Genomic DNA, 21,503 nt, shown 5'->3' on the forward strand with positions numbered 1-21,503 from the left:
CGGGTTTTTCGTCGAGTACTGCGGTAAAACCAATCATTTATGCAGCGCGGCTTTCGATCAGGCGGTCAGAGCCACCTTCAGCAACGCGGTTTTCGATCAGACGGTCGGAACCACCTTCAGCGACGCGATTCTCGATCAGACGATCCGAGCCACCTTCAGCGACGCGGTTTTCGATCAGACGATCAGAACCACCTTCAGCGACGCGGTTTTCGATCAGACGATCCGAACCACCTTCAGCGACGCGGTTTTCGATCAGACGATCCGAACCACCTTCAGCGACGCGGTTTTCGATCAGGCGGTCGGAACCACCTTCAGCCACACGGCTTTCAATCAGACGATCCGAGCCGCCTTCAGCGACAACCGGGTGAGCAGAAGAAGCGGCGAAAGCGTTAACTGCGAAAACCGAGAAAGCGATGCTGAGAAGGATTTGGCGTTTCATGATGGTGTGCTCCGGGGTGTAGTTGTTTGGTATGGAGCCGATCTTACGCTGCGGATTTTTTATGAGAACTTCATTGAGGTGATGGTGAACATCGACGGCAATGATAGGTCGCGCGATACCCCCTCGTGGGCGTGATGGTTCAGTCGTCGGATGGTCGCGTTTGGATTGAGCGGCGCTTCTACACTGGATAGCTGGCGCGTGCCTTTGCCCTTGAGGAGTTGACCATGAATGCCAGTGCCTATGTTCCCGCCCACACCGGCCTGCTGCTGGTGGATCCTTACAACGACTTCCTTAGCGAAGGCGGCAAACTCCATGGCCGCGCGCAACCGGTGGCTGACAGCGTAGGCACGCTGGCCAATCTGAAAACCGTGGTGGCGGCCGCTCGCAAGGCCGGCATCCAGGTTTTCTACGTTCCGCATCACCGCGCCGAGCCTGATGAACTGGCGCGCTGGAAACACCCGAGCCCCTATCAACAAGGTGCCAGCCGTGCGCAAGTGTTTGCGCTCGGGACCTGGGGCGGTGAGTGGCATCCGGACTTTCAGCCCAAGGCCGGTGACGTGATCGTCAAGGAACACTGGGGCGGCAGTGGTTTTGCCAACACCGATCTGGACTACCTGCTCAAACAACACGGGATCGACAAGGTCGTGGTGGTGGGAATGCTCGCCAATACGTGCATCGAAAGCACCGCCAGATTCGCCGCTGAACTGGGCTATCACGTGACGCTGGTGCGCGACGCCACCGCCGCTTTCAGTACCGAGGCGATGCACGCCGCGCACGAGATCAACGGACCGACCTATGCCCACTCGATTGTCACGACGGCGGAGTTGATCGCGGCGCTCGGCTGATCGCGGTCAGATGACTTTCACTGCCCGACCGATGAATTGGATCGGCCCGGTCGGCTTGCCGATCGGTGAGCCCTGCGGATTTTCCAGAGTCAGTTCGAACAGCTGGTTGGGTTGCAGTGGCGGTAATTTGTCGAGCGGGATGGACAGCGTCTGGCCCGGTTTGACCAACCCCAGAGACACCGGTCCTTGCCAGCCGTCGGCCTTGGTCCAGAACTCCAGCGCCTTGTCGGCCGGGACTTCGACGATGCCCAGCGGAATCAGCTGGATTTCCCGCGGGTTGCTGACCTGGATCACCCAGCCCGGTGCCTTGTCCTGGGGGCCGACCAACACCACCAGGTAAGTCGGCTTGACGGTGGTCTGCGTCAGCATCAATGCGCCGAGCAGCAACGTGGCAGCCAGACCTGCACCGGCGAGCCCGCGCCAGAGCGGCAACAGATTCCACCAGGATGAAGACTGAGCCGCGACAGGCGAAGTCGGCCGATTCACGTTATTCACGCTGCGCTCGATACGCTGCCAAAGGTGGGGTGACGGCGGGTGAGGCGCGGCCAGATCGGTCAGGCCGAGCAGTCGACGTTCCCAGGCGTCCACGGCAGCCCGTAACTCAGGTTCGTCGCGCAGGCGCTGCCGGACCTGAGTGCGAAGCTCTGCCGACAGTGTGCCCAACACATATTCGCTGGCCAGTTCATCGAGTTCTTCCGGGGTTTCATTCGTTGGTTTGCTGATCATCCCATGCACTCCCGCAATGCCGTCAGGCTCCGCTTGATCCAGGCTTTGACGGTGCCCAGCGGGGTGCCGAGTTTGTGTGAGATTTCAGCGTGAGAATACCCGTCGACGTAGGCATGCAGGATACAGACGCGCCTTGCAGGGTCCAGTTGTTCCAGGCAGTGATGAATGCGCCCCGAATGAGCCTCAGCATCGAGTGTTGCGGTGTCCTCCACCTCATCGAAATCGCTTTGAATCTCGCGGCTGTTGTCACGGATGAAGTTCAGTGCCAGATGCCGCGTCAAACTGAACATCCAGCCCCGCGCCGAGCCTCGCGCCGGATCGAACTGCGCGGCGCCATTCCATATCTTGATGAAGGCGTCGTGGACGATGTCTTCCGCCAGCGCAGTGTCACGCACCAGGCGTTTGGCAACGCCCAGCAGGCGCTGACTCTCCTGCACATACAAATCACGCAGGGCCTGACGTTCACCGCGGGCGCAGGCGGCGAGGTGGGCTTCGTAATCGAAAAGAGTCTCGGGCAAGGACACTGTATTCAGCCGTCAATAATGGGTCGCAGCCCCGGGCCACAGGACCGGGGCCAGTGTTGAGCAGCGTAGACCAATTTTCCGCAGGCCTTGCTTCAGTTGGCCGCCCAGAAAATGTAATCCGCCTGGTACTTCACCACTTCTTGCTTGCCCTTGTTGGCGGTCGAACATTCAGTGCTCGGGGCCACGCCACCTTTGAGGGCGACGCGCTGGATGTAGCTGACGCCGGTCATCGCACCTTTGCCTTCAGCCGGATTGGCCTTGACCAGTTGGTAGGGCAGGTTGCCCGGACTCGAAGGCGCGACAGCCAACTGGGTGCCGGTGACTTTCGAGCCATCTTTCGCCTGCCAGGTAGCTGGCGGCCCGAAATAGGTGCCGATCTGTTTGCCGCTGCGATCATTGAGTACCGCTTTGGGGCCGACAAACAACCATTCGGTCTGGCCGGCAGGATTGATCTTGCATTCGTAAGTAATCTCGCCGACACCGGTGGTTTCGAGGGCGACCTTGTGCCCGTCCGGGACCTTGATGCTGTCGGGCACGCCTGGCTGGGCGTAGGCTATGGAACCTGCGACGAACAAACCGGCAAGGCAAATCAGCTGTCTGGCGTTCATGAATAGCGCTCCGTAAATGAGTAATCTGCTCGGCAACCTCAGGGCTGCTACAGGTACTACCCATCGGAAAGCGATTTGGATGCAGTGGTATAAAAAGAAATTTTCCAGCATGGTCAGTATCAGAGGCTACAACGAGACAATCTTGAAGGGGGGTGCTTATGTATCAGCTCTACGGACACCAGAACTCCGGCGCCGCCGCGATAGAAGCCGCCCTCGAGCTCTGTGAAATCCCTTATCGCTTCATCGACGTCGAGTCGTCTGCGGAGGCAGCCAAAGCCCTGGAGAAACTCAACCCGCTCAAGCAGATTCCCACCTTGCAACTGCCCGACGGCAGCATTCTCACCGAGAGCGCGGCGATCCTGATTCATCTGGCGCTGGCGTTTCCCGAGTCGAACCTGCTGTCGAAAACCCCCGCCGAGCGGGATCAGGCCATTCGCGGCCTGGTGTACATCGTCAGCAATTGCTACGCGGCCATCGGCATCATCGATTACCCCGAGCGCTGGCTGATCGAGGCGAATCAATCAGCCATGGAAAACCTCATGACCGGCGCCCGCCGGCGGTTGCATTGGAGTTGGGAAGTGTTTGCCGATCAGTTCTCGGGCGAGTTGTATCTGGACGACGAGACGCCTGGCGCACTGGATGTGCTGGCGGCAGTGGTGACGCGGTGGGCGGGCAGTCGCGAGCATCTGCGCAATGCCCGACCCGGTTTTTATGCCTGGCTGACACGCATCGACCGCCATCCCACGCTGGCCCCCGTCTTCGCCCGCCACTGGCCAACCTGAAAACACCACCAACCCAATGTGGGAGCGACCTGTGGAGAGGGGATTTATCCCCGTTGGGTCGCGAAGCGGCCCCAAAACCTGCAGCCGCCGTCATTCAGGTAAACCACTTGCATAGGTTTTACGACTGCTTCGCAGCCGAACGGGGATAAATCCCCTCGCCACAGTTCGCTCCCACAGGGGATAGGTGGTGTGTTGGAATCACTCGCCGCGAATGTACTGCTCCAACTGGCGAATCAATTCAGCCTGTTCGGCGATGGCTTCCTTGACCAGGTCGCCGATTGACAGCAAGCCGATCAACTTGCCGTTTTCCACCACTGGCAGGTGGCGCAGGCGTCTGTCGGACATGATGCCCAGGCAGGTATCGACGGTTTGATGGGTGTCCACGGTGATGACCGGCGACACCATGATGTCGCGAACCGGCGTGCCCACCGAAGAACGGCCATGCAGCACCAGTTTGCGCGCGTAGTCCCGCTCGCTGATGATGCCCAGCACTTCGTCATTCTCCACCACCAGCAAGGCGCCGACGTTCTTTTCGGCCATCTTCATCAGGGCTTCCAGCACCATGTGATCGGGTTTGATCTGGTGCACTTCCTGATTTTTCTGATCTTTCAACTTGAGCAGTTGGGCGACGGTTTTCATGATGGCTTCTCAGGTGTTGTCGTTGTTCTTGAAGAATCGTAGACCCGAGCGCAGAGGGCAAGGCAGAAAGCGGCAGATAACGCGCAAAAAACGCCATTCAGCGGTTTTTATTCGGAAAACCTGAAGTTTTTCCCTAATCCATGAGCTCCACTCAACCCTGTGGGAGCGAGCCTGCTCGCGATAGCGGCGTAACAGTCGACACTCGTATTGGCTGACCCACCGCTTTCGCGAGCAGGCTCGCTCCTACAGGGATTGCATCAGCTTCGAGATGGGGCTATCCCCCGCAATGACGCGTAGAATTGCCGCCTGAATCAAATCTTGAGGTTGCAGTGGTGGATTTACAGCAGGGTTTCGTCCTGACCCGGCATTGGCGCGACACCCCGGCCGGTACGCACGTCGAGTTCTGGCTGGCGACGGACACCGGTCCCCAGCGTATCCGTCTGCCTCATCAACCGTCGGTGGCGTTCATCCCGGCTGTCCAGCGCGAGCAGGCCGAAGCCGTTTTGCGCGGCGAAAAAAATGTCGAGCTAAAGCCATTGGCCCTTCAGGACTTCGAGCACCGCCCGGTACTCGGCCTGTATTGCCAGCAACACGGTCAGTTGATGCGCCTGGAAACCGCGCTGCGCAAAGCAGGCGTCGAGATGTTCGAGGCCGACGTGCGCCCGCCGGAACGCTACATGATGGAGCGCTTCATTACCGCACCCGTGCTGTTCGGCGGCACGCCAGGCGACGACGGTCTGCTGCTCGACGCACAGATGAAACCGGCTCCCGCCTACCGGCCCAACCTCCGGCTGGTGTCCCTGGACATCGAAACCACCGCTCAGGGCGAGTTGTATTCCATCGCCCTGGAAGGCTGCGGCGAGCGCCAGGTCTACATGCTTGGCCCGCCGAATGGCGACGACAGCGCGGTGGATTTCCAGCTCGATTACTGCGACTCCCGCACCGTGCTGCTGAAAAAGCTCAACGAGTGGTTCGCCCGCCATGACCCCGACGCGATCATCGGCTGGAATGTCGTGCAGTTCGACTTGCGGGTGCTGCACCAGCACGCCCGGCAGCTGGGCGTCCCGCTGAAACTGGGGCGTGGCGGTGAAGAAATGCAGTGGCGCGAGCACGGCAGCCGCAACCATTACTTCGCCTCGGCCGCTGGCCGGTTAATCATCGACGGCATCGAATCCCTGCGCTCGGCGACCTGGAGCTTCCCCTCGTTCAGTCTGGAAAACGTCGCGCAAACCCTGCTCGGCGAGGGCAAGGCGATCAGCACGCCGTACCAGCGCATGGACGAAATCAATCGCATGTTCGCCGAGGACAAACCGGCACTCGCCACGTACAACCTCAAGGACTGCGAGCTGGTAACGCGGATTTTCGCCAAGACCGAATTGCTGACGTTCCTGCTGGAACGCGCCAGTGTCACCGGTTTGCCGGCGGACCGCAGCGGCGGTTCGGTGGCGGCATTCACCCACCTGTACATGCCGCTGATGCACCGCCAGGGATTCGTGGCGCCGAACCTGGGGAACAAGCCTGCGCAGGCCAGCCCCGGCGGTTTTGTCATGGACTCGCAACCGGGTCTGTACGAGTCGGTGCTGGTGCTCGACTACAAAAGTCTCTATCCGTCGATCATCCGCACCTTCCTGATCGACCCGGTCGGGCTGATCGAAGGCTTGCAGCATCCCGATGACAGCGAGTCCGTACCGGGTTTCCGTGGCGCGCGTTTTTCCAGGACCCGGCACTGCCTGCCGTCGATCGTCGCCCGGGTGGCCGAAGGCCGCGAGACCGCCAAGCGCGAACACAACGCGCCGCTGTCGCAAGCGCTGAAGATCATCATGAACGCCTTCTATGGCGTGCTCGGTTCCAGCGGCTGCCGCTTCTTCGATACGCGACTGGCCTCGTCCATCACCTTGCGTGGCCACGAGATCATGCTGCGCACCCGGCAATTGATCGAAGCACAGGGGCACACGGTGATTTACGGCGACACCGACTCGACCTTCGTCTGGCTGCGTCGTGCTCATGGCCAGGAAGAAGCCGCGCAGATCGGCCGCGCGCTGGTGGACCACGTCAACCACTGGTGGCGTAAGCATGTGCGGCAGGAATACGGTCTGGAAAGTGCCTTGGAGTTGCAGTTCGAGACCCACTACAAACGCTTTCTGATGCCGACCATTCGCGGCGCCGAGGAGGGCAGCAAGAAGCGTTACGCAGGGCTGGTCACCCGCGCCGATGGCACTGACGAAATGGTCTACAAGGGCCTGGAAACCGTGCGCACCGACTGGTCGCCGTTGGCCCGGCAATTCCAGCAGGAGCTGTACTCGCGGATTTTCCATCGCCAGCCGTATCAGGATTATGTGCGCGACTACGTGCGCAAAACCCTGGCCGGCGAGTTCGACGACCGCCTGATCTATCGCAAGCGCCTGCGCCGTACCCTGGACGATTATGAGCGTAACGTGCCGCCCCACGTTCGCGCAGCGCGGATCGCCGATGACTACAACGATCAGCAGGGCCGCCCCCGGCAATACCAGAACGGCGGCTGGATCAGCTACGTGATCAGCGTCGCCGGACCCGAGCCGCTGGAGATTCGCAGCGCGCCCATCGACTACGACCATTACGTCACCCGGCAATTGCAGCCGGTGGCGGATGCAATTCTGCCCTTCGTGGACGACGACTTCTCAACCTTGATTGGTGGGCAACTGGGCCTGTTTTGAGTCCAGCAGCTGCAGCGTCCAGTCATCCCGTATGCCGTGGAAATACTGATCCAGTGCCTTATGGAACACGCTGCCTTTGGGGGCGATCTGGGCGAACAGGGTCATCGACGAGTGAAACTTGAGGTTGTCGGGATGTCCGAAAATCTCGGTAATCGTGCGCTGTTTGCTGTCCAGGACCAATTGCGTGCAGGTTCGCAGGCGGGCGCCCAGCTTTGGATGTTCAAGGTAGGCCGCGGCTTCTTCGCGGGAACGGATTGCATAATGTCGGGACATCTCGCTACCGCCCAGTCCGGCGAATTGCGGAAAGACGAACCACATCCAGTGCCGGCGCTTGCGGCCGGCTTTCAACTCTTCCTGGACCCACTCGAACACCGGGTCTTGCGCTTGCACAAAGCGTGGCAAATTGAAGTCGTCGAGCTGATCAGTGCTTCTCATGCAGAAGCCCTCTGACAGTACCGCGATGGCTTAGACCATGGCCAACCGGTGCTTGCGTTGTGGCGCGTGAAACGCGTGGTCCAGCGCCTTCAGGTCCTCGTCTTCGAGCCGCAATTGCGCGGCCTGCGCATTCAGTTGCACATGTTCAGGTCTGACCGCCTTGGGGATGGCGATCACGTCTCTTTGTCGCAGAATCCATGCCAGTGCTACTTGAGCCGGCGTCACGGCGTGATGGGTGGCGATCTGCTTGAGCGCCGTATGAGCCAGCATCGTTCCTCCCTGACCGATAGGACAGTATGCCATCAACGGCTGCCGATGCTGTTGGCACCAGGGCAACAGGTCAAATTCGATGCCGCGCTCTTCCAGGTTGTACAGCACCTGGTTGGTGGCGCAGGCCGGTGCGTTCAATTCCTCCAGGTCGTCGACGTCGAAGTTGGACACGCCCCACCGGCCGATCTTGCCTTCTTCACGCAGGCGTTCGAAGGCTTCGACGGTTTCCGCGAGCGGATACTGGCCGCGCCAGTGCAGCAGGTATAAATCGATGTAGTCGGTATTCAGACGGCGCAGGCTGCGTTCGCAGGCCTGGGGGATGCCTTTGCGGCTGGCGTTGTGCGGGTAGACCTTGCTGACCAGAAAGACCTTGTCGCGCAGACCGGCGATGGCTTCACCCACCACTTCCTCGGCGCCGCCTTCGGCATACATCTCGGCGGTGTCGATCAGGGTCATGCCCAACTCGATGCCCAGACGCAGCGCGGCGACTTCCTTGCTGTATTGCGAGGGATCTTCGCCCATGCGCCAGGTGCCTTGGCCGATGACCGGTACGTTGACGCCGGCCAATTCGAGGGTCCGCATGAAAACCTCCTTTTTCCAATCGATAAGTGCTCTCTGGTTGGCAGCAGAATAGCCCGGTGGTTCCGTAGATGTGTAGCTGCCCTGTGGCGAGGGGATTTATCCCCGTTGGGCTGCGAAGCGGCCCCCTACATTCCTTCTGACGTAAAGCGCTTGCAGGTTTGACGACTGCTTCGCAGCCGAACGGGGATAAATCCCCTCGCCACACAAGCCCGCTCCCACAGGTGGGGCAGGCTCGGAAGCTGCATCGAGTGATGCCGGAGGTTTAGTTAGCCGAAAACTTCAGCACGGTGCTCTGGGTATAGGTTTTACCCGGGTCGAGTCGCGTGGACGGGAAGTCCGGCTGGTTTGGCGAGTCGGGATAGTGCTGAGTCTCCAGCGTGAACGCGCCCCAATGCGGATAAACCTTGCCACCCTTGCCCTTGACCGTGCCATCGAGGAAGTTGCTGGTGTAGAACTGCACGCCGGGTTCGCTGGTGTAGAGCTGCAAGCGGCGCCCCGATTGCGGATCACTGACATCGGCGGCCAGTTTGCCAACGTCACCCTTGGCGTCCAGCGCCCAGTTGAAATCGAAACCACCTTGTTTGGGCTCGGCGAATTTCAGTTGCGGGTGATCGGCCTTGATGTTTTTACCAATGGCGGTGGGCTGCGTGAAGTCCATCGGCGTACCGGCGACCGGAGCCAGTTCGCCGGTCGGAATCAGCTTGGCGGTGACCGGCGTGTAGTGGGTCGAATGCAGGGTGACAAGCTGTTTCAGCACATCCCCGTTGCCGGCGCCGGCGAGGTTGAAGTAGCTGTGGTTGGTCAGGTTCAGCACGGTGGGTTTATCGGTGCTGGCCTTGTAGTCGATGCGCAACTCGTTGTTCTCGGTGAGGCTGTAGGTGACCTCGGTTTTGAGGTTGCCGGGGAAGCCCATTTCACCGTCCGCCGACAGATACGTCAGGGTCACGCCCACCGAATCCTTGCCTTTGTTCGCCTGGGCTTTCCACACATGCTTGTCAAACCCCTGCGGGCCACCGTGCAGCGAGTTGGAGCCGTCGTTGAGCGGCACCTGATAGCGTTTGCCATCCAGTTCGAACGCGCCGTTGGCCAGGCGATTGCCGAAACGCCCGATGGTCGCGCCAAAGTACGCGGTGCCGCTCTGATAGCCCTGCACATCGTCGAAACCCAACACCACATCGTCGAGCTTGCCGTTTTTGTCCGGTACTTTCAGCGACTGCAAGATGCCGCCGTAGGTGATGACCGTGGCTTGCAGGCCATGGCTGTTTCGCAAGACGTATTGCTCGACGGGGGTGCCGTCGTTGGTCTTGCCGAAGGCTTTGTGTTCGCTGGACAGGCCAGCCGCTTGAGCGGTGAGGGTGGCGATCATCAGGGACAGTCCGAGGCCGGAGAGCAGGTGTCGGGATTGCAGCATGGTTGACCTTCCTTCTTGTTGTTTTTGGTATGTAGTCATACTAATGATCGATTTGACAGGCGATCAAGGAAGAATTTATAGCTTATGTGCAACGTGTTTCAATTAAAAAGTATGACTAATGTGGTGGTAGTCGTTCTGGGCGCCAAGGTTTACGGACCATCGGCACTGCACTTTTTCAGCTTTGGCGGCTCTATCCTTGGCCAGCCTGCGGCGATCCCCACCGCCGGCCAATGCCCAAGTTCAAGCACCCATGGCTCGAGTTTTACCCTGTTTCACTTCATCAATCCGTCGCCAATGCCTGCTGCTGGCCAGCCTGTCGATGCTCTTCGCCAGCGGTTGCAGCCAGCAACAGGGCAGCGACTTCGTCAGCCAGTTCCGCGAGGGCAGCCCCCAGGAATTCCTCCAGACCAGCGTCGACCGCATGGCGACCCTGGCGATGCGCGACAACCTCGACAGCCTCTACTTGCTGATGAGCAAGCTCTACCTGCGCAACCCGGACGAGTTGAAAAAATCCGGCTTCCTCGACGCCCGCACCGCAGGCAAGCAAGTGCGCCTGGCCATCGAACAACAACAGCCGCTGCCCACCCTGGGTGGCAAGAAAGACCTTGCCGCGCTGAGTTATGCCATGAGCCCGGAGTTTCTCGGCGACCGGGTCGGCGCCTTCATCTACGCCATCGGCAGCATGTTGGTCACGGCCCACGGTAATCGCCTCGAGTTCTACATGACCGATGCGATCAACCCGACCTTCGTCAACAACGCTGCGCGAAATATCGAGAAAGCCACCTGGATCCTGAGCCAGCGGCAAAACAAGAAGGGTGAGCCTTTGTTGTTCTCCAACGAAATTTCGGAGGAGGGCAGCAACCTCAGTTTTGCCGTGGAGTTCGGCAAGATCGTCGCGCGGCTGGACCTGCTGACGCAGATGCTGGACGAGCGCTACCGGCGGATCGGTCTGAACTACGCCCAGAGCTTGCTGTTCTTGAATTTCTTGCCGGTGCAGTAAATCAACCCCACCGCACTCACTGACACAGCAGATCCCCTTGTGGGAGCGGGCTTGCTCGCGAATGCGGTCGAACATTCAACAAAATTGTTGGCTGACAGTCCGCTTTCGCGAGCAAGCCCGCTCCCACAGGGAATTGAGTACACCTGACTCATCGAGTGTTGTGGAATAACGATAGTCCGCATCGATATAAGTGGTTATAAGAAAAATCGCTATGCTGCGGGCCAGTTTTTTCATGCTTTTTTTGCGGGCGTGTTAATGGATTTCGTTAACTTCGGGTTGGTGGTTGCAGGATTGGTCGTCGGCTTTATCGTCGGCATGACTGGCGTGGGCGGTGGGTCGTTGATGACCCCGATTCTGTTGTGGTTCGGGATCAATCCGGCCACGGCGGTGGGCACCGACTTGCTGTACGCGGCCATTACCAAATCCAGCGGTGTGCTGGTCCATCGCAAGAACAACAACATCGACTGGGCGATTACCGGTTGGCTTACTCTCGGCAGTGTGCCGGCGGTGGCGCTGACGCTGTGGTTCCTCAGCAGTTTGCAGACTTCACCCGATGCGATGAACGCCGTCATCAAACAGGCGCTCGGCTTCGTACTGTTTGCCACGGCACTGGCGATTTTCTTCAAGAAACGCCTGCTCGACTTCGCCCACAAACGGGCTGGTGGCCATTACAACCCCAGCGGTTCGCGCCTGAATTTTCTGACGGTCATCACCGGCCTGGTCCTGGGCACCATGGTCGCGCTGACCTCGATCGGTGCCGGCGCCCTCGGCACCGTAGCGCTGTTCATCCTCTATCCGCTGCTGCCGACGCGCCGCCTCGTCGGCACGGAAATCGCCCACGCCGTGCCCCTGACCCTGGTCGCCGGCCTGGGCCACGCGAGCATGGGCAACATGGATTGGCATGTGCTGGGTTACTTGCTGATCGGTTCGCTGCCGGGGATTTACCTGGGCAGTCACTTGACCGGTCGCATCTCTGACGAAGTGCTGCGTCCGTGCCTGGCCACGATGCTGGTGCTGATCGGCTACAAACTGGCGTTCTGAGCCAGCACGGCTTGCCGCATCAGGGCCGTGTGAGAATCTCCAGCAGATGCCCGTCCGGGTCATCGAAATAAACCCGCCGGCCACCGCCGTAATCGTTGATCTCGTACGGCCGTTGCTTGCCGGGATCAGCCCACCAGGGTTGCTTGCGCGCTTGCAGGCGTGCGAAGGCCGCATCGAAATCCTCACCGCCGATCAAAAACGCATAGTGCTGGGAAGCGATGGGCGGGTCGTTGTCATAGAAATCCAGCGACACGCCATTGTCGAACTTGACGACCAGCATCGGCCCGAACGGCTCGGGAGCGGGCAGGCCGAGGATCTCGGCGAGGTAATGGGCCGAGATCTGCTTGTCTCGGCACCAGACAATGGTGTGGTTTAACTGAGCGCTCATGGCGGGTGTCCTCACGGCGGATCAGGTGGATCGTTATGAGTGATGAGATTAGCTCAGCCTGTTGCGCAATGACCGCCCTGACCTAAGCTTGGGTCAAGGCGGAACACAATTGCGGTGCGTCACCCGGAACGATCGCCGCGATGCGCAATCATTAGAGCGTGGATATCAAAAGGAGATGCGCATGCTCATCAGGTCTTTGACCCTGACTACCTTGCTGGCTTTCGCCGGCCCCTTGCTCGCCGCAGAAGACGGCTCACCGCTGGACATAGACAAGGGCAGGGCCCGACCACTGATTGTGATTGCTCCCAGCACGGTTGACCCGGTCTGGACGGGCCTGAAAAAGTCGCTGAGTGATCCGGCCAACAAGGACGGTGTCGCCCAGCGCAACATCAGGGTGTACACCGTGCTGAACATGTTCGGTCAACTGGACGGCAAGGACCTTGGCCAACAAGACACCATGGCACTGATCCGCTCGCTGAAACTCGGCGCGGGGGCGCTGCCCAAAGTCATTCTGGTGGGCAAGGACGGCGAGAAGAAGTTCGAGAGTTCGGGGGATGAATCAAGGTCGGTCGATCTGAAGAAAATCTTCGACACCATCGACGCCCTGCCGGCGACCGAGAAAGAAGCCGCGCCGCCGACAGTCGCAACGCCCGTCGTCGCCGAACCGGCCGCCAAAGGCGCCAAGGGCGCAAAACCGGGTAAACCGGCGAAACCGGCCAAGCCCCCTGAAATGCCGGACGATTGAACACCCACTGACTCCTGTGGGAACCGGCCCGGTCTTTGTGCGCGCCGCCAACCCCTTGTGGGAGCGGGCTTGCTCGCGAAGGCGTCAGTTCAATCGATATCAATGTTGAATGTGCCGGCCTCTTCGCGAGCAAGCCCGCTCCCACAGGGTTGATGTCGTTACCAGGTGTAGCGATAGCCGACCGTCACTGCCCAAGACTGTTCGATATCGTTGCCTTTGGTATAGCCCGCTTCGGCGAAGAAGTTGTGTGTTTCAGCCGCCGTCACCCTGACGCCACCCCCCACCTCGGCCCGTGAGCCCGGCAAGCTGCTCGGCAGTTGCTACAAAAAAAGCGTGTTCGGCGCGGAGATGTCTTGGTTTCATTGGTCTCGGAAATTTCCTGCAAGTCCTGTCGGACTTCATGAACTGGTTTCTGTCAGAGCGCGCCGTTAGCCTTCGTCAGCCACCGCACAAATCGCGGTCGGACGTGGGAATCCGCAACACTGAGGGATCCAGGGACGAAAAAACCAATGGCCAGAAAGGAGCCTCGTCTATGAAGAAGTTCGGCAAGAATGATCCGCAACGCCCAACCGATGCCAGTCACCTGAAGCTCGTCAGGCTGGGAGAAACGACCGGGCACGGCACCAGCATTCGCGTGCGCAAGCCAAGGCGTTCCGTCCCGATCAACCAAATCTTGTCAGTTGCCCCGGGCGTCGACACCATCACCCTCTTGCATCAGGCCTGCGAGACCCTTGCTTCGCTGAATGCCGTGATTATGAATTTTGCCGACAAGCTGGATGGCTCGAACCGAGCGATGTTGGGGGCGATTCAGCAACTGACAGGGATTGCGGAGTTGATGGTGAATCAGGTTCGGGACAACCTTGATCCGAGGAACGATGTGCCTGACCCTCAGACGCCGACCCGGCATTGAGCTGACGCAGTAACGACAATGGGCGACCTCAAGAGGTCGCCCATTTTTATTGCCAGCATTGACCCCTGTGGCGTGGGTTATTCGGTCAGGGCACTCAGTATGTTGTGAGCCAGCTTTATTCGCTCCGAGTTCGGGTAATTCTTGTTCGCAAGAATAACGATACCGATATCTTCCGAAGGCACGAACGCGACATAAGCCCCGAAACCACCCGTCGACCCGGTCTTGTTGAACCATGCCGCGTCTTGCGCAGGTTGCGGCGGGTTCAGCCACTGGACTTTATGCGCCTCCATCGCCATCTCCGTCGAGTTGCCATTCAGCAACGTATCGAGGCTGGCCGGATAGTGGTAGTGCTCCCATCCCAACCCCTGCGTCATCTTGCCCACGGTGTAGTACCCGCTGTGAGTCAGGGCGATCGCTTGCTGCAATGGCTTCTCCAGCGTCGCCGGTTTCAGGTTCGCTTCAACATAACGAAGCAAATCCGCCGCGCTGGTTTTTACGCCATAGGCCTCCGAATCCAGTGCGCCCGGGCTCACCCGCACCGGACTGCCATCCTTGCCGTAACCCTGGGCATAAAGCCCCATCTGATCCTGCGGCACTTTGAGGTAGGTGTGCTTGAGGCCGAGTTTCGGTAGCAGGGTTTTTTCCATCAACTCATCAAACGGCTGGCCCATGCTTTTGGCCGCCAGATAACCGGACAGCCCAAGGCTGGGGTTTGAATACTGGCGGTGGGTGCCTGCGGCATACACCGGTTTCCATTGTTTGAAATAGGCCAGCATTTTGTCTGGACGATCGGCTTCGTCAGGGAACTGCAGCGGCAGCCCGCCAGCGGTGTAGGTGGCGAGTTGCAACACGCTGATAGTGTCGAACGCACTGCCTCGCAAGTCAGGCCACACCTGGCTGGCCCGGTCTGACAAAGACAGCTTGCCGCTGGCCTGGGCATAAGCTGCCAACGTCGTGGCGAAGGTTTTACTCACCGAACCAATTTCGAACAGGGTGTCTTGGCTGACCGGTTTGCCGTCCTCTTTCGACGCAACGCCGTAGTTAAAGTAATGCTGCTGGCCATTCAGGGTGATCGCGACGGCTACGCCGGGAATATTCTGTTGCTGCATGACCGGCCCGATGGCGGCTTTCACCAGGGCGTCGAGTTGATCGTCGGATTTTGTGGCGGCCATACAGTGACTTGCACTGAGCAACAGGGCGAAAGCGCTGAAGGACGCCAATCTTGGCAGATGAAATTTGTACATGATTGGAACCACTCTCCATGAGTTGCCATTACTTTAACCGCTACACTCCGAACGGATTGAAAACCGGACGGCTAACGGGCGCGCCAAATCTAGGCAGTCGGGCGACAATCGACAAACGACGATATTTCGGGTTAGCCATTAGAAAAATTTGGGAGTGGACATGATTCGTCCTCATCTGCCGCTGAATGCATTGCGCGCCTTCGAGGCTTCCGCGCGCCATTTGAGCTTCACTCGGGCGGCGGTGGAGTTGTTCGTCACGCCAGCGGCGGTCAGTCATCAAGTCAAAAGCCTTGAAGCCCAGCTTAACGTGACGCTGTTCAAACGCTTGCCCCGCGGCCTGATGATGACCAGTGAGGGTGAAACCTTGCTGCCGGTATTGCGCGAGTCTTTCGACCGGATTGCCGAAACCCTTGAGCGTTTCGAAGGGGGGCATTTTCGTGAAGTGTTGACGTTGGGCGCGGTGGGAACGTTTGCGGTGGGTTGGCTGTTGCCGCGACTGGCGGACTTCCAGTCGAAACATCCGTTCATAGATTTGCGCCTGTCGACCAACAACAACCGGGTGGACGTGGCCGCCGAAGGGCTGGATTACGCCATCCGATTTGGCGCCGGCGCCTGGCACGGGATCGAAGCGCTAAAACTGATTGAGGCGCCGTTGTCGGTGCTCTGCGTTCCGGAAATAGCCGGGCAGTTGCAAGAACCTGCCGATCTGCTCAAGCAGACGCTGTTGCGTTCCTACCGCACGGATGAGTGGCCCGAATGGTTTCTGGCTGCCGGGTTGCCAGCCAATACGCCGGCGCCGAAAAGCATTGTCTTCGACTCTTCGCTGGCCATGATGGAAGCCGCCCTACAGGGCGCCGGCATCGCCTTGGCGCCCCCACTGATGTTTGCCCGGCAACTGGCAGCAGGTGCGATCGAGCAACCGTTCGACATCGGCATCACCACCGGCAGTTATTGGCTGACTCGTTTGCAGTCGCGCCCTGAAACGTCGGCGATGACGATGTTCAAGGAGTGGCTGCTGCAAGCTTCGGGCTGATACAAAAACCTGTGGGAGCGGGCTTGCCCGCGATGGCGGCCTGTCAGTCAACATCAATGTTGAATGTCAGTCCCTCATCGCGGGCAAGCCCGCTCCCACAGAGAATGAGGTGTTTCGAAGGATTTAGCGCACCAGGCACGGCCGCTTGTTATCGAACTGCCATCCCGGAATCAGAAACTGCATCGCCACGCTGTCATCCCGCGCGCCCAGTCCCATGCCTTTGTACAACTCATGGGCCTTGGCCAGTTGATCCAGATCCAGCTCAACCCCCAGCCCCGGTTTCTTCGGCACCTGCACGCAACCACCGACAATTTGCAGCGGAGCCTTGGTCAGGCGCTGGCCGTCCTGCCAGATCCAGTGCGTGTCGATGGCGGTGATATCACCCGGCGCGGCCGCGGCGACATGGGTGAACATCGCCAGGGAAATATCGAAATGGTTGTTGGAATGCGAGCCCCAGGTCAGGCCCCATTCGTGGCACATCTGCGCCACGCGAACCGAACCCTGCATGGTCCAGAAATGCGGGTCGGCCAGCGGGATGTCCACCGATTGCAGCTGGATCGCATGACCCATTTCCCGCCAGTCGGTGGCGATCATGTTAGTCGCGGTTTTCAGGCCCGTGGCACGGCGGAACTCGGCCATGACTTCACGACCCGAATAACCGTTTTCCGCCCCGCACGGATCTTCAGCGTAGGCGAGCACGCGATGCTGATCACGGCACAGGCGGATGGCTTCCTTGAGTGACCACGCACCATTCGGATCGAGGGTGATTCGTGCGTCCGGGAAGCGTTCGGCCAGCGCGGTGACGGCTTCGATTTCTTCGTCGCCACTGAGCACGCCGCCCTTGAGTTTGAAATCCTTGAAGCCGTAGCGAGCGTGCGCGGCCTCGGCCAGGCGCACCACGGCGTCGGCGCTCATGGCTTTCTCGTGGCGCACGCGGAACCAGTCGTTGTCGGCGTCCGCTTCGCTGCGATAAGCCAGGTCGGTTTCATTGCGGTCACCGACATAAAACAGATAACCGAGCATCTTCACTTCGTCGCGCTGCTGGCCTTCGCCAAGCAGGGCGGCGACCGGCACGTCCAGATGCTGGCCGAGCAGGTCGAGGAGGGCGGCTTCCAGGCCCGTGACCGCGTGAATGGTGATGCGCAGGTCGAAGGTCTGCAAGCCGCGACCGCCGGCATCGCGGTCGGCGAAGGTCTGGCGCACCTGATTGAGGATCTTCTGATAAGTGCCGATCGGACTGCCGACCACCAGCGAACGTGCGTCTTCCAGCGTCTGGCGAATGCGCTCGCCGCCCGGTACTTCGCCGACCCCGGTGTGCCCGGCGTTGTCCTTGAGGATCACGATGTTGCGGGTGAAAAACGGGCCGTGGGCGCCGCTCAGATTGAGCAGCATGCCGTCATGACCGGCCACCGGCACCACCTGCATGCTGGTGATGATCGGGGCTTTGGCGATGTCTTGTGGGTTCATGGTCTTGTCCTTCAAAACAGAGATTCAGGCGTGATTGGGCGCTGGTTTGCCCAGTGCAACGGCAGGTGCGGTTTTCGGTGTGTTGCGTGCGGCGAAGACGATGATCGCGGCGATGATCGACGTCGCGGCCAGGCCATACAGCCCGCCCTGAATGGAGCCGGTGTGTTCTTCAAGCAGGCCGAAGGTGGTCGGCGCAACGAAGCCGCCGAGGTTGCCCACCGAGTTGATCAACGCGATCACACCCGCCGCGATCCGCGCATCCAGATAAGCCTGAGGGATCGGCCAGAACAGCGACGACGCGGACTTGAAACCCAGCGCCGCGAAGCAAATCGCCACGAAGGCAAAGATCGGCCCGCCGGTGGTGGACATGAACATCCCGGCTGCCGCGATCAGCAGTGCAGCGGCGACCCAGGCTTGCTGGTGTTTCCATTTGGCCGACAGCGAAGCGAAGGCGTACATGCCGACGATCGAGAGCAGCCACGGGATCGAGTTGAACAGCCCGACCTGAATGTCGCTGAGGTCGCCCATCTTCTTGATGATGCTCGGCAGCCAGAAGGTCGCGGCATAAATGGTCAGCTGGATGAAGAAGTAGATCAGGCAGAACAGGATGATCTGGCGATCCTTGAGCAGCGTGCCCAGCGACGGCTTGATCGGTGTCGCCGCTTCCCGGGCCAGTTGTTCGTCATCGATGGCTTTGACCAGCGCATCTTGCTCGGCACGGGTCAGCCATTTGGCGTCGTGGGGTTTGGAATCCAGCCAGAACCATACGAACACGCAGAGCCCGACTGAGAACATCCCCTCGATGAAATACATCCATTGCCAGCCGTGCATGCCGAACCCGCTGATCTGCAACAGCAACCCGGACAGCGGGCCGGAAATCAGCGAAGCAATGGCCGAACCGCTGAGGAAAATGGCAATCGCCTTGCCGCGCTCGACGCCAGGCAACCAGCGTGTGAAGTAATAAATCACCCCGGGAAAGAACCCGGCTTCCGCCACGCCCAACAGGAATCGCAGGATGTAGAAGTGGGTTTCGTTCTGGATGAAGGCCATGCCGGCGGCGACCAGGCCCCAGGTCAGCATGATGCGGGTCAGCCAGATGCGGGCGCCGACTTTTTGCAGAAGCATGTTGGAGGGGACTTCGAACAACGCGTAACCGATGAAGAACAGGCCGGCACCGAGGCCGTAGGCGGCAGCGCCGATGCCCAGGTCCTGTTCCATGTGGGCGCGGACGAAGCCGATGTTCACGCGGTCAATGTAGTTGACGATGAACATGATGACGAACAGCGGCAGGACATGGCGTTTCACTTTCGAGATGGCGGACTTCAGGACCGAATCGGCGCCCTCGTGCATCCCGGATACGGATGTATTCACTTGGTTTTCTCCCACTGATTATTTTTATGCGGGGTGTAGCTGGATGTTGCGGTGTTGATAGACATCATACAACTAGGTTTTTTCGTCTTGCAAGCACTGCTGTCCAGCTAAGTGGCGCTTTAATGCCGATTTCTTATTCTTTTTGCGGTTTCGTCTGATCTTCTGGAAGGCCATTTACGTCCACTTGTTGAGTGTTGTCATACAAGTGCCGGGTTGATTTCTTGGGGATTCCAGCCAAGCGCAGTGCTACGATTCCGTTAGCCCAGCTTCCGGATGATCGCCATGCAAGAAGACCTCGACGCGCCCGCGCGCAAGCGCACCCACAACCTCGCTCATGACCTGGTGGCCAAGCTGAGCCAGAGCATCTTGCTCGGGCAGATGTTGCCGGGAGACAAGCTGCCGTCGGAGAACACGATTGTTCAGGAGCACGGGGTCAGTCGCACGGTGGTGCGTGAGGCGATCTCGAAGTTGCAGGCATCAGGCCTGGTGGAAACCCGTCACGGCATCGGCACCTTTGTGCTGGAGCGCGCACCGGAGCAGGGGCTGCGATTGAATGTCGATACCGCGCTGGGGGTACGCAGCATTCTGGAGTTGCGCATGGGCCTGGAAACCCAGGCCGCCGCACTGGCGGCTAGCCGTCGCACCGAGCAGCAGTTGATGCAGATGCGCGAAGCGCTCGATGACTATCAAAGTTTGCTCGCCAACAACGACAGCTGCGTCGAGGCCGACAAGCGCTTCCACCTGCTGATCGCCGAAGCCACCGGCAACGTGTGCTTCACCGAAATCATGCAGCATCTGGGCAGCGCCATGATTCCGCGGACCCGGGTCAACGCCGCCGAGCGTGGCGTCGCGGATCTGAGCAAGCTCGGGCAACTGGCCAACCTCGAGCACGAGGCGATTCTCAACGCGATCAAACGGCAAGACCCGGACGCTGCGCGCGCCGCCATGTGGCTGCACTTGACCAACAGCCGCGACCGGTTTTCGGCCGGTGCCTGACGACCGTTTGTCTACTCGATAGCACGCCATTCGCGCGCCTGCTTCCAACGAGTACGGCCCAGATTTGCTGGACCTCATCAGTGAGGTGCGTCATGGCTAACGACTCAATGTTCCAGGGTGGAACACCCAATACCGACCCCACCAGACCCATGCCCGGCACCGACGAGCCGACGCTGGATCACGATGCTCCGCCCGGCAGGGACCCGTCGCTGGACCCGGCTGCCGCAGACGCTGATCGACCTGAAGACTGGAAGGATCCGACTGCTGACGAGGACGTTCCGCCAGCGGATGAGCCAACCCCCTTGTCCGACGACAGGCGATAAAGAGAACCCGGCCAATGTGCCGGGTTTAATGAGATGGTCAGCGCTGGCCGGGCAGGCTGGTCGCGATGACGGTGGGACGCCGCTCCAGATTCAACGCCAGCACACTGATCAGCACCACCACCGCACCGACCCCGACCATCAACGTCGGCTGTTCACCCAGGGCAAACGCTGCAATGACCATGGCCGTCGGCGGAATCAGATACAGCGTCATGGTTGCCCGACTCAAATCGATGTGGGCCAGCACAAACGCCCAGGCCAGGTAGGCGAGGGCGCTGGGGAACACACCCAATGCGATCACTGCCATTTGCACCGGCATCGGCGCACTGACGACCTTGCCGGCCAACCCCGGCAGATAAATCAGCAACAGCGCGGTGCCCGACCAGACCGTGTAGCAGACCAGCGTCAAACCGTCGTAGCGCCCGGAATGATGCTTCTGCAACGCGAAGTAGAAACTCCACGACACCGCCGCCAGCAAGATCAGCAACCCGTGCGCATCAAGGCTGCCCAGCCCACGATCACCGGCCACCACAATCACCACCCCGATCAACCCCAGCAACACACACGCCCAGCGCCAGGCGCTGACCCGGTCCTTGAACACGAACCGCGCCAGCAAGGTGCTGAACAGCGGGGTCGATTGCGCCAATACACTGGAGGCGCCGGCGCTGACACTTTGCTGGCCGATATTCAGGGCGACGTGGTGCAGGCTCACGGCAAAGAAACCCAAGACGAACAGCAGCGGCAAATCGCCAAGCTTCGGCAGGCTGATGCCTTTGAACGCGGCGACGACAGCCATGAATACCGACGCAATCAGAAAGCGCAGCAGCGCCAGGTGGCCGGGGTCATAGGCCTGCAAACCAATGTGGATGCCGGTCGGTGAGTAACCCCAGCAGGCGACGACAAACGCCATGGCCAGGATAATTTTCAGGGTGTGTGTGGAGGGCTTCATGGTCGATCACCGGTGGGTTGATGCACCGAGTATCGGAAGCCTGATCATTCGCCACAACTGACTTATACTGCGCAAACTGTTCACT

General features: G+C 59.9%; 24 protein-coding genes. 10 read left to right on the forward strand and 14 right to left on the reverse strand.

The window, feature by feature from the left end:
- Positions 1-37 precede the first annotated feature (37 nt).
- Positions 38-439, reverse strand: coding sequence for a hypothetical protein (locus tag ACA060_RS09980; RefSeq protein WP_083377053.1), 402 nt, complete (start codon positions 437-439; stop codon positions 38-40).
- A 224-nt stretch (positions 440-663) separates the two neighbouring features.
- Here ACA060_RS09980 and ACA060_RS09985 point away from each other — a divergent pair, with 224 nt between their 5' ends.
- Positions 664-1,284, forward strand: coding sequence for a cysteine hydrolase family protein (locus tag ACA060_RS09985; protein WP_497316935.1), 621 nt, complete (start codon positions 664-666; stop codon positions 1,282-1,284).
- Positions 1,285-1,290: 6 nt separating this feature from the next.
- On the opposite strand, the gene ACA060_RS09990 is transcribed toward ACA060_RS09985, so the two are convergent.
- The 3 genes from ACA060_RS09990 to ACA060_RS10000 all read right to left on the reverse strand — a co-directional run bounded on the left by ACA060_RS09990 (position 1,291) and on the right by ACA060_RS10000 (position 3,142).
- On the reverse strand, positions 1,291-2,010 hold the full coding sequence (locus ACA060_RS09990; RefSeq protein WP_497316937.1) for an anti-sigma factor: 720 nt from the start codon (positions 2,008-2,010) through the stop codon (positions 1,291-1,293).
- Positions 2,007-2,528 (reverse strand): sigma-70 family RNA polymerase sigma factor, encoded by a 522-nt coding sequence (locus tag ACA060_RS09995; RefSeq protein ID WP_497316939.1) that lies wholly within the window; start codon positions 2,526-2,528, stop codon positions 2,007-2,009. Before ACA060_RS09995 ends, ACA060_RS09990 begins: the two co-directional genes overlap by 4 nt.
- Positions 2,529-2,626: 98 nt before the next feature.
- The gene (locus ACA060_RS10000) at positions 2,627-3,142 is read right to left on the reverse strand and encodes a DUF3455 domain-containing protein (RefSeq protein WP_497316941.1); all 516 of its coding nucleotides are present in this window, start codon (positions 3,140-3,142) and stop codon (positions 2,627-2,629) included.
- 158 nt (positions 3,143-3,300) lie between these two features.
- Between ACA060_RS10000 and ACA060_RS10005 the strand changes: the two genes are divergently transcribed.
- Entirely contained in the window at positions 3,301-3,924 is a 624-nt protein-coding gene (locus ACA060_RS10005) for a glutathione S-transferase (RefSeq protein WP_497316943.1), read from the forward strand.
- 198 nt (positions 3,925-4,122) lie between these two features.
- On the opposite strand, the gene ACA060_RS10010 is transcribed toward ACA060_RS10005, so the two are convergent.
- On the reverse strand, positions 4,123-4,563 hold the full coding sequence (locus ACA060_RS10010; RefSeq protein ID WP_007944798.1) for a CBS domain-containing protein: 441 nt from the start codon (positions 4,561-4,563) through the stop codon (positions 4,123-4,125).
- Between the two features lie 332 nt (positions 4,564-4,895).
- Between ACA060_RS10010 and ACA060_RS10015 the strand changes: the two genes are divergently transcribed.
- Positions 4,896-7,256: a DNA polymerase II gene (locus ACA060_RS10015; protein ID WP_497316945.1), complete on the forward strand. Its 2,361-nt coding sequence runs from the start codon at positions 4,896-4,898 to the stop codon at positions 7,254-7,256.
- On the opposite strand, the gene ACA060_RS10020 is transcribed toward ACA060_RS10015, so the two are convergent.
- From ACA060_RS10020 to ACA060_RS10030, 3 genes are all read right to left on the reverse strand, one after another.
- Positions 7,221-7,691, reverse strand: a complete 471-nt coding sequence (locus tag ACA060_RS10020; protein ID WP_109629212.1) for a DUF1810 domain-containing protein — start codon at positions 7,689-7,691, stop codon at positions 7,221-7,223. The genes ACA060_RS10015 and ACA060_RS10020 overlap by 36 nt on opposite strands.
- Before the next feature lie 30 nt (positions 7,692-7,721).
- A complete protein-coding gene (locus ACA060_RS10025) occupies positions 7,722-8,543 on the reverse strand; it encodes an aldo/keto reductase (protein ID WP_497316947.1) in 822 nt (273 codons plus the stop codon).
- Positions 8,544-8,805: 262 nt separating this feature from the next.
- Positions 8,806-9,954: an aldose epimerase family protein gene (locus ACA060_RS10030; RefSeq protein ID WP_497316949.1), complete on the reverse strand. Its 1,149-nt coding sequence runs from the start codon at positions 9,952-9,954 to the stop codon at positions 8,806-8,808.
- A 250-nt stretch (positions 9,955-10,204) separates the two neighbouring features.
- On the opposite strand from ACA060_RS10030, the gene ACA060_RS10035 reads away from it, so the two are divergent.
- Both ACA060_RS10035 and ACA060_RS10040 read left to right on the forward strand, forming a co-directional pair.
- Complete coding sequence (locus ACA060_RS10035) at positions 10,205-10,954, forward strand: hypothetical protein (protein WP_497316951.1); 750 nt, start codon at positions 10,205-10,207, stop codon at positions 10,952-10,954.
- Positions 10,955-11,209: 255 nt separating this feature from the next.
- Positions 11,210-11,995: a sulfite exporter TauE/SafE family protein gene (locus tag ACA060_RS10040; protein ID WP_497316953.1), complete on the forward strand. Its 786-nt coding sequence runs from the start codon at positions 11,210-11,212 to the stop codon at positions 11,993-11,995.
- 19 nt (positions 11,996-12,014) lie between these two features.
- Here ACA060_RS10040 and ACA060_RS10045 read toward each other — a convergent pair whose 3' ends face one another.
- Entirely contained in the window at positions 12,015-12,383 is a 369-nt protein-coding gene (locus tag ACA060_RS10045; RefSeq protein WP_497316954.1) for a VOC family protein, read from the reverse strand.
- A 181-nt stretch (positions 12,384-12,564) separates the two neighbouring features.
- On the opposite strand from ACA060_RS10045, the gene ACA060_RS10050 reads away from it, so the two are divergent.
- Positions 12,565-13,128, forward strand: coding sequence for a DUF4174 domain-containing protein (locus ACA060_RS10050; RefSeq protein WP_497316956.1), 564 nt, complete (start codon positions 12,565-12,567; stop codon positions 13,126-13,128).
- Positions 13,129-13,286: 158 nt separating this feature from the next.
- On the opposite strand, the gene ACA060_RS10055 is transcribed toward ACA060_RS10050, so the two are convergent.
- The gene (locus ACA060_RS10055; protein ID WP_497316958.1) at positions 13,287-13,433 is read right to left on the reverse strand and encodes an autotransporter outer membrane beta-barrel domain-containing protein; all 147 of its coding nucleotides are present in this window, start codon (positions 13,431-13,433) and stop codon (positions 13,287-13,289) included.
- Between the two features lie 227 nt (positions 13,434-13,660).
- Here ACA060_RS10055 and ACA060_RS10060 point away from each other — a divergent pair, with 227 nt between their 5' ends.
- Positions 13,661-14,038, forward strand: a complete 378-nt coding sequence (locus tag ACA060_RS10060; RefSeq protein WP_497316960.1) for a DUF6124 family protein — start codon at positions 13,661-13,663, stop codon at positions 14,036-14,038.
- A 77-nt stretch (positions 14,039-14,115) separates the two neighbouring features.
- Here the strand turns inward: ACA060_RS10060 and ampC are convergent, their stop codons facing one another.
- The gene (ampC, locus tag ACA060_RS10065) at positions 14,116-15,282 is read right to left on the reverse strand and encodes a class C beta-lactamase (protein WP_497316962.1); all 1,167 of its coding nucleotides are present in this window, start codon (positions 15,280-15,282) and stop codon (positions 14,116-14,118) included.
- A 160-nt stretch (positions 15,283-15,442) separates the two neighbouring features.
- Between ampC and ACA060_RS10070 the strand changes: the two genes are divergently transcribed.
- Positions 15,443-16,315: a LysR family transcriptional regulator gene (locus ACA060_RS10070; RefSeq protein WP_497316964.1), complete on the forward strand. Its 873-nt coding sequence runs from the start codon at positions 15,443-15,445 to the stop codon at positions 16,313-16,315.
- Positions 16,316-16,438: 123 nt separating this feature from the next.
- Here the strand turns inward: ACA060_RS10070 and gudD are convergent, their stop codons facing one another.
- Positions 16,439-17,782: a glucarate dehydratase gene (gene gudD, locus ACA060_RS10075; protein ID WP_497316966.1), complete on the reverse strand. Its 1,344-nt coding sequence runs from the start codon at positions 17,780-17,782 to the stop codon at positions 16,439-16,441.
- Positions 17,783-17,806: 24 nt separating this feature from the next.
- On the reverse strand, positions 17,807-19,153 hold the full coding sequence (locus tag ACA060_RS10080; RefSeq protein WP_497316967.1) for an MFS transporter: 1,347 nt from the start codon (positions 19,151-19,153) through the stop codon (positions 17,807-17,809).
- Positions 19,154-19,435: 282 nt separating this feature from the next.
- On the opposite strand from ACA060_RS10080, the gene ACA060_RS10085 reads away from it, so the two are divergent.
- Positions 19,436-20,149, forward strand: a complete 714-nt coding sequence (locus ACA060_RS10085; RefSeq protein ID WP_497316969.1) for a FadR/GntR family transcriptional regulator — start codon at positions 19,436-19,438, stop codon at positions 20,147-20,149.
- Positions 20,150-20,241: 92 nt separating this feature from the next.
- Positions 20,242-20,472: a hypothetical protein gene (locus ACA060_RS10090; protein ID WP_497316971.1), complete on the forward strand. Its 231-nt coding sequence runs from the start codon at positions 20,242-20,244 to the stop codon at positions 20,470-20,472.
- A gap of 37 nt (positions 20,473-20,509) precedes the next feature.
- On the opposite strand, the gene ACA060_RS10095 is transcribed toward ACA060_RS10090, so the two are convergent.
- Positions 20,510-21,418 carry a DMT family transporter gene (locus ACA060_RS10095; RefSeq protein ID WP_497316973.1) on the reverse strand — a complete coding sequence of 303 codons (909 nt, stop codon included), beginning with the start codon at positions 21,416-21,418 and terminating at the stop codon, positions 20,510-20,512.
- Positions 21,419-21,503: the final 85 nt, after the last annotated feature.

The organism is Pseudomonas sp. LBUM1671, from assembly GCF_059695685.1.

Coding starts and splice junctions, on each gene's coding strand:
- ACA060_RS09985 (WP_497316935.1), top strand. CDS start 664: ATGAATGCCAGTGCCTATGTTCCCGCCCACACCGGCCTGCTGCTGGTG.
- ACA060_RS09990 (WP_497316937.1), bottom strand. CDS start 2,010: ATGATCAGCAAACCAACGAATGAAACCCCGGAAGAACTCGATGAACTG.
- ACA060_RS10085 (WP_497316969.1), top strand. CDS start 19,436: ATGCAAGAAGACCTCGACGCGCCCGCGCGCAAGCGCACCCACAACCTC.
- ACA060_RS10035 (WP_497316951.1), top strand. CDS start 10,205: ATGGCTCGAGTTTTACCCTGTTTCACTTCATCAATCCGTCGCCAATGC.
- ampC (WP_497316962.1), bottom strand. CDS start 15,282: ATGTACAAATTTCATCTGCCAAGATTGGCGTCCTTCAGCGCTTTCGCC.
- ACA060_RS10030 (WP_497316949.1), bottom strand. CDS start 9,954: ATGCTGCAATCCCGACACCTGCTCTCCGGCCTCGGACTGTCCCTGATG.
- ACA060_RS09980 (WP_083377053.1), bottom strand. CDS start 439: ATGAAACGCCAAATCCTTCTCAGCATCGCTTTCTCGGTTTTCGCAGTT.
- ACA060_RS10010 (WP_007944798.1), bottom strand. CDS start 4,563: ATGAAAACCGTCGCCCAACTGCTCAAGTTGAAAGATCAGAAAAATCAG.
- ACA060_RS10070 (WP_497316964.1), top strand. CDS start 15,443: ATGATTCGTCCTCATCTGCCGCTGAATGCATTGCGCGCCTTCGAGGCT.
- gudD (WP_497316966.1), bottom strand. CDS start 17,782: ATGAACCCACAAGACATCGCCAAAGCCCCGATCATCACCAGCATGCAG.
- ACA060_RS10090 (WP_497316971.1), top strand. CDS start 20,242: ATGGCTAACGACTCAATGTTCCAGGGTGGAACACCCAATACCGACCCC.
- ACA060_RS10005 (WP_497316943.1), top strand. CDS start 3,301: ATGTATCAGCTCTACGGACACCAGAACTCCGGCGCCGCCGCGATAGAA.
- ACA060_RS10025 (WP_497316947.1), bottom strand. CDS start 8,543: ATGCGGACCCTCGAATTGGCCGGCGTCAACGTACCGGTCATCGGCCAA.
- ACA060_RS10050 (WP_497316956.1), top strand. CDS start 12,565: ATGCTCATCAGGTCTTTGACCCTGACTACCTTGCTGGCTTTCGCCGGC.
- ACA060_RS10060 (WP_497316960.1), top strand. CDS start 13,661: ATGAAGAAGTTCGGCAAGAATGATCCGCAACGCCCAACCGATGCCAGT.
- ACA060_RS10095 (WP_497316973.1), bottom strand. CDS start 21,418: ATGAAGCCCTCCACACACACCCTGAAAATTATCCTGGCCATGGCGTTT.
- ACA060_RS10040 (WP_497316953.1), top strand. CDS start 11,210: ATGGATTTCGTTAACTTCGGGTTGGTGGTTGCAGGATTGGTCGTCGGC.
- ACA060_RS10045 (WP_497316954.1), bottom strand. CDS start 12,383: ATGAGCGCTCAGTTAAACCACACCATTGTCTGGTGCCGAGACAAGCAG.
- ACA060_RS10000 (WP_497316941.1), bottom strand. CDS start 3,142: ATGAACGCCAGACAGCTGATTTGCCTTGCCGGTTTGTTCGTCGCAGGT.
- ACA060_RS10020 (WP_109629212.1), bottom strand. CDS start 7,691: ATGAGAAGCACTGATCAGCTCGACGACTTCAATTTGCCACGCTTTGTG.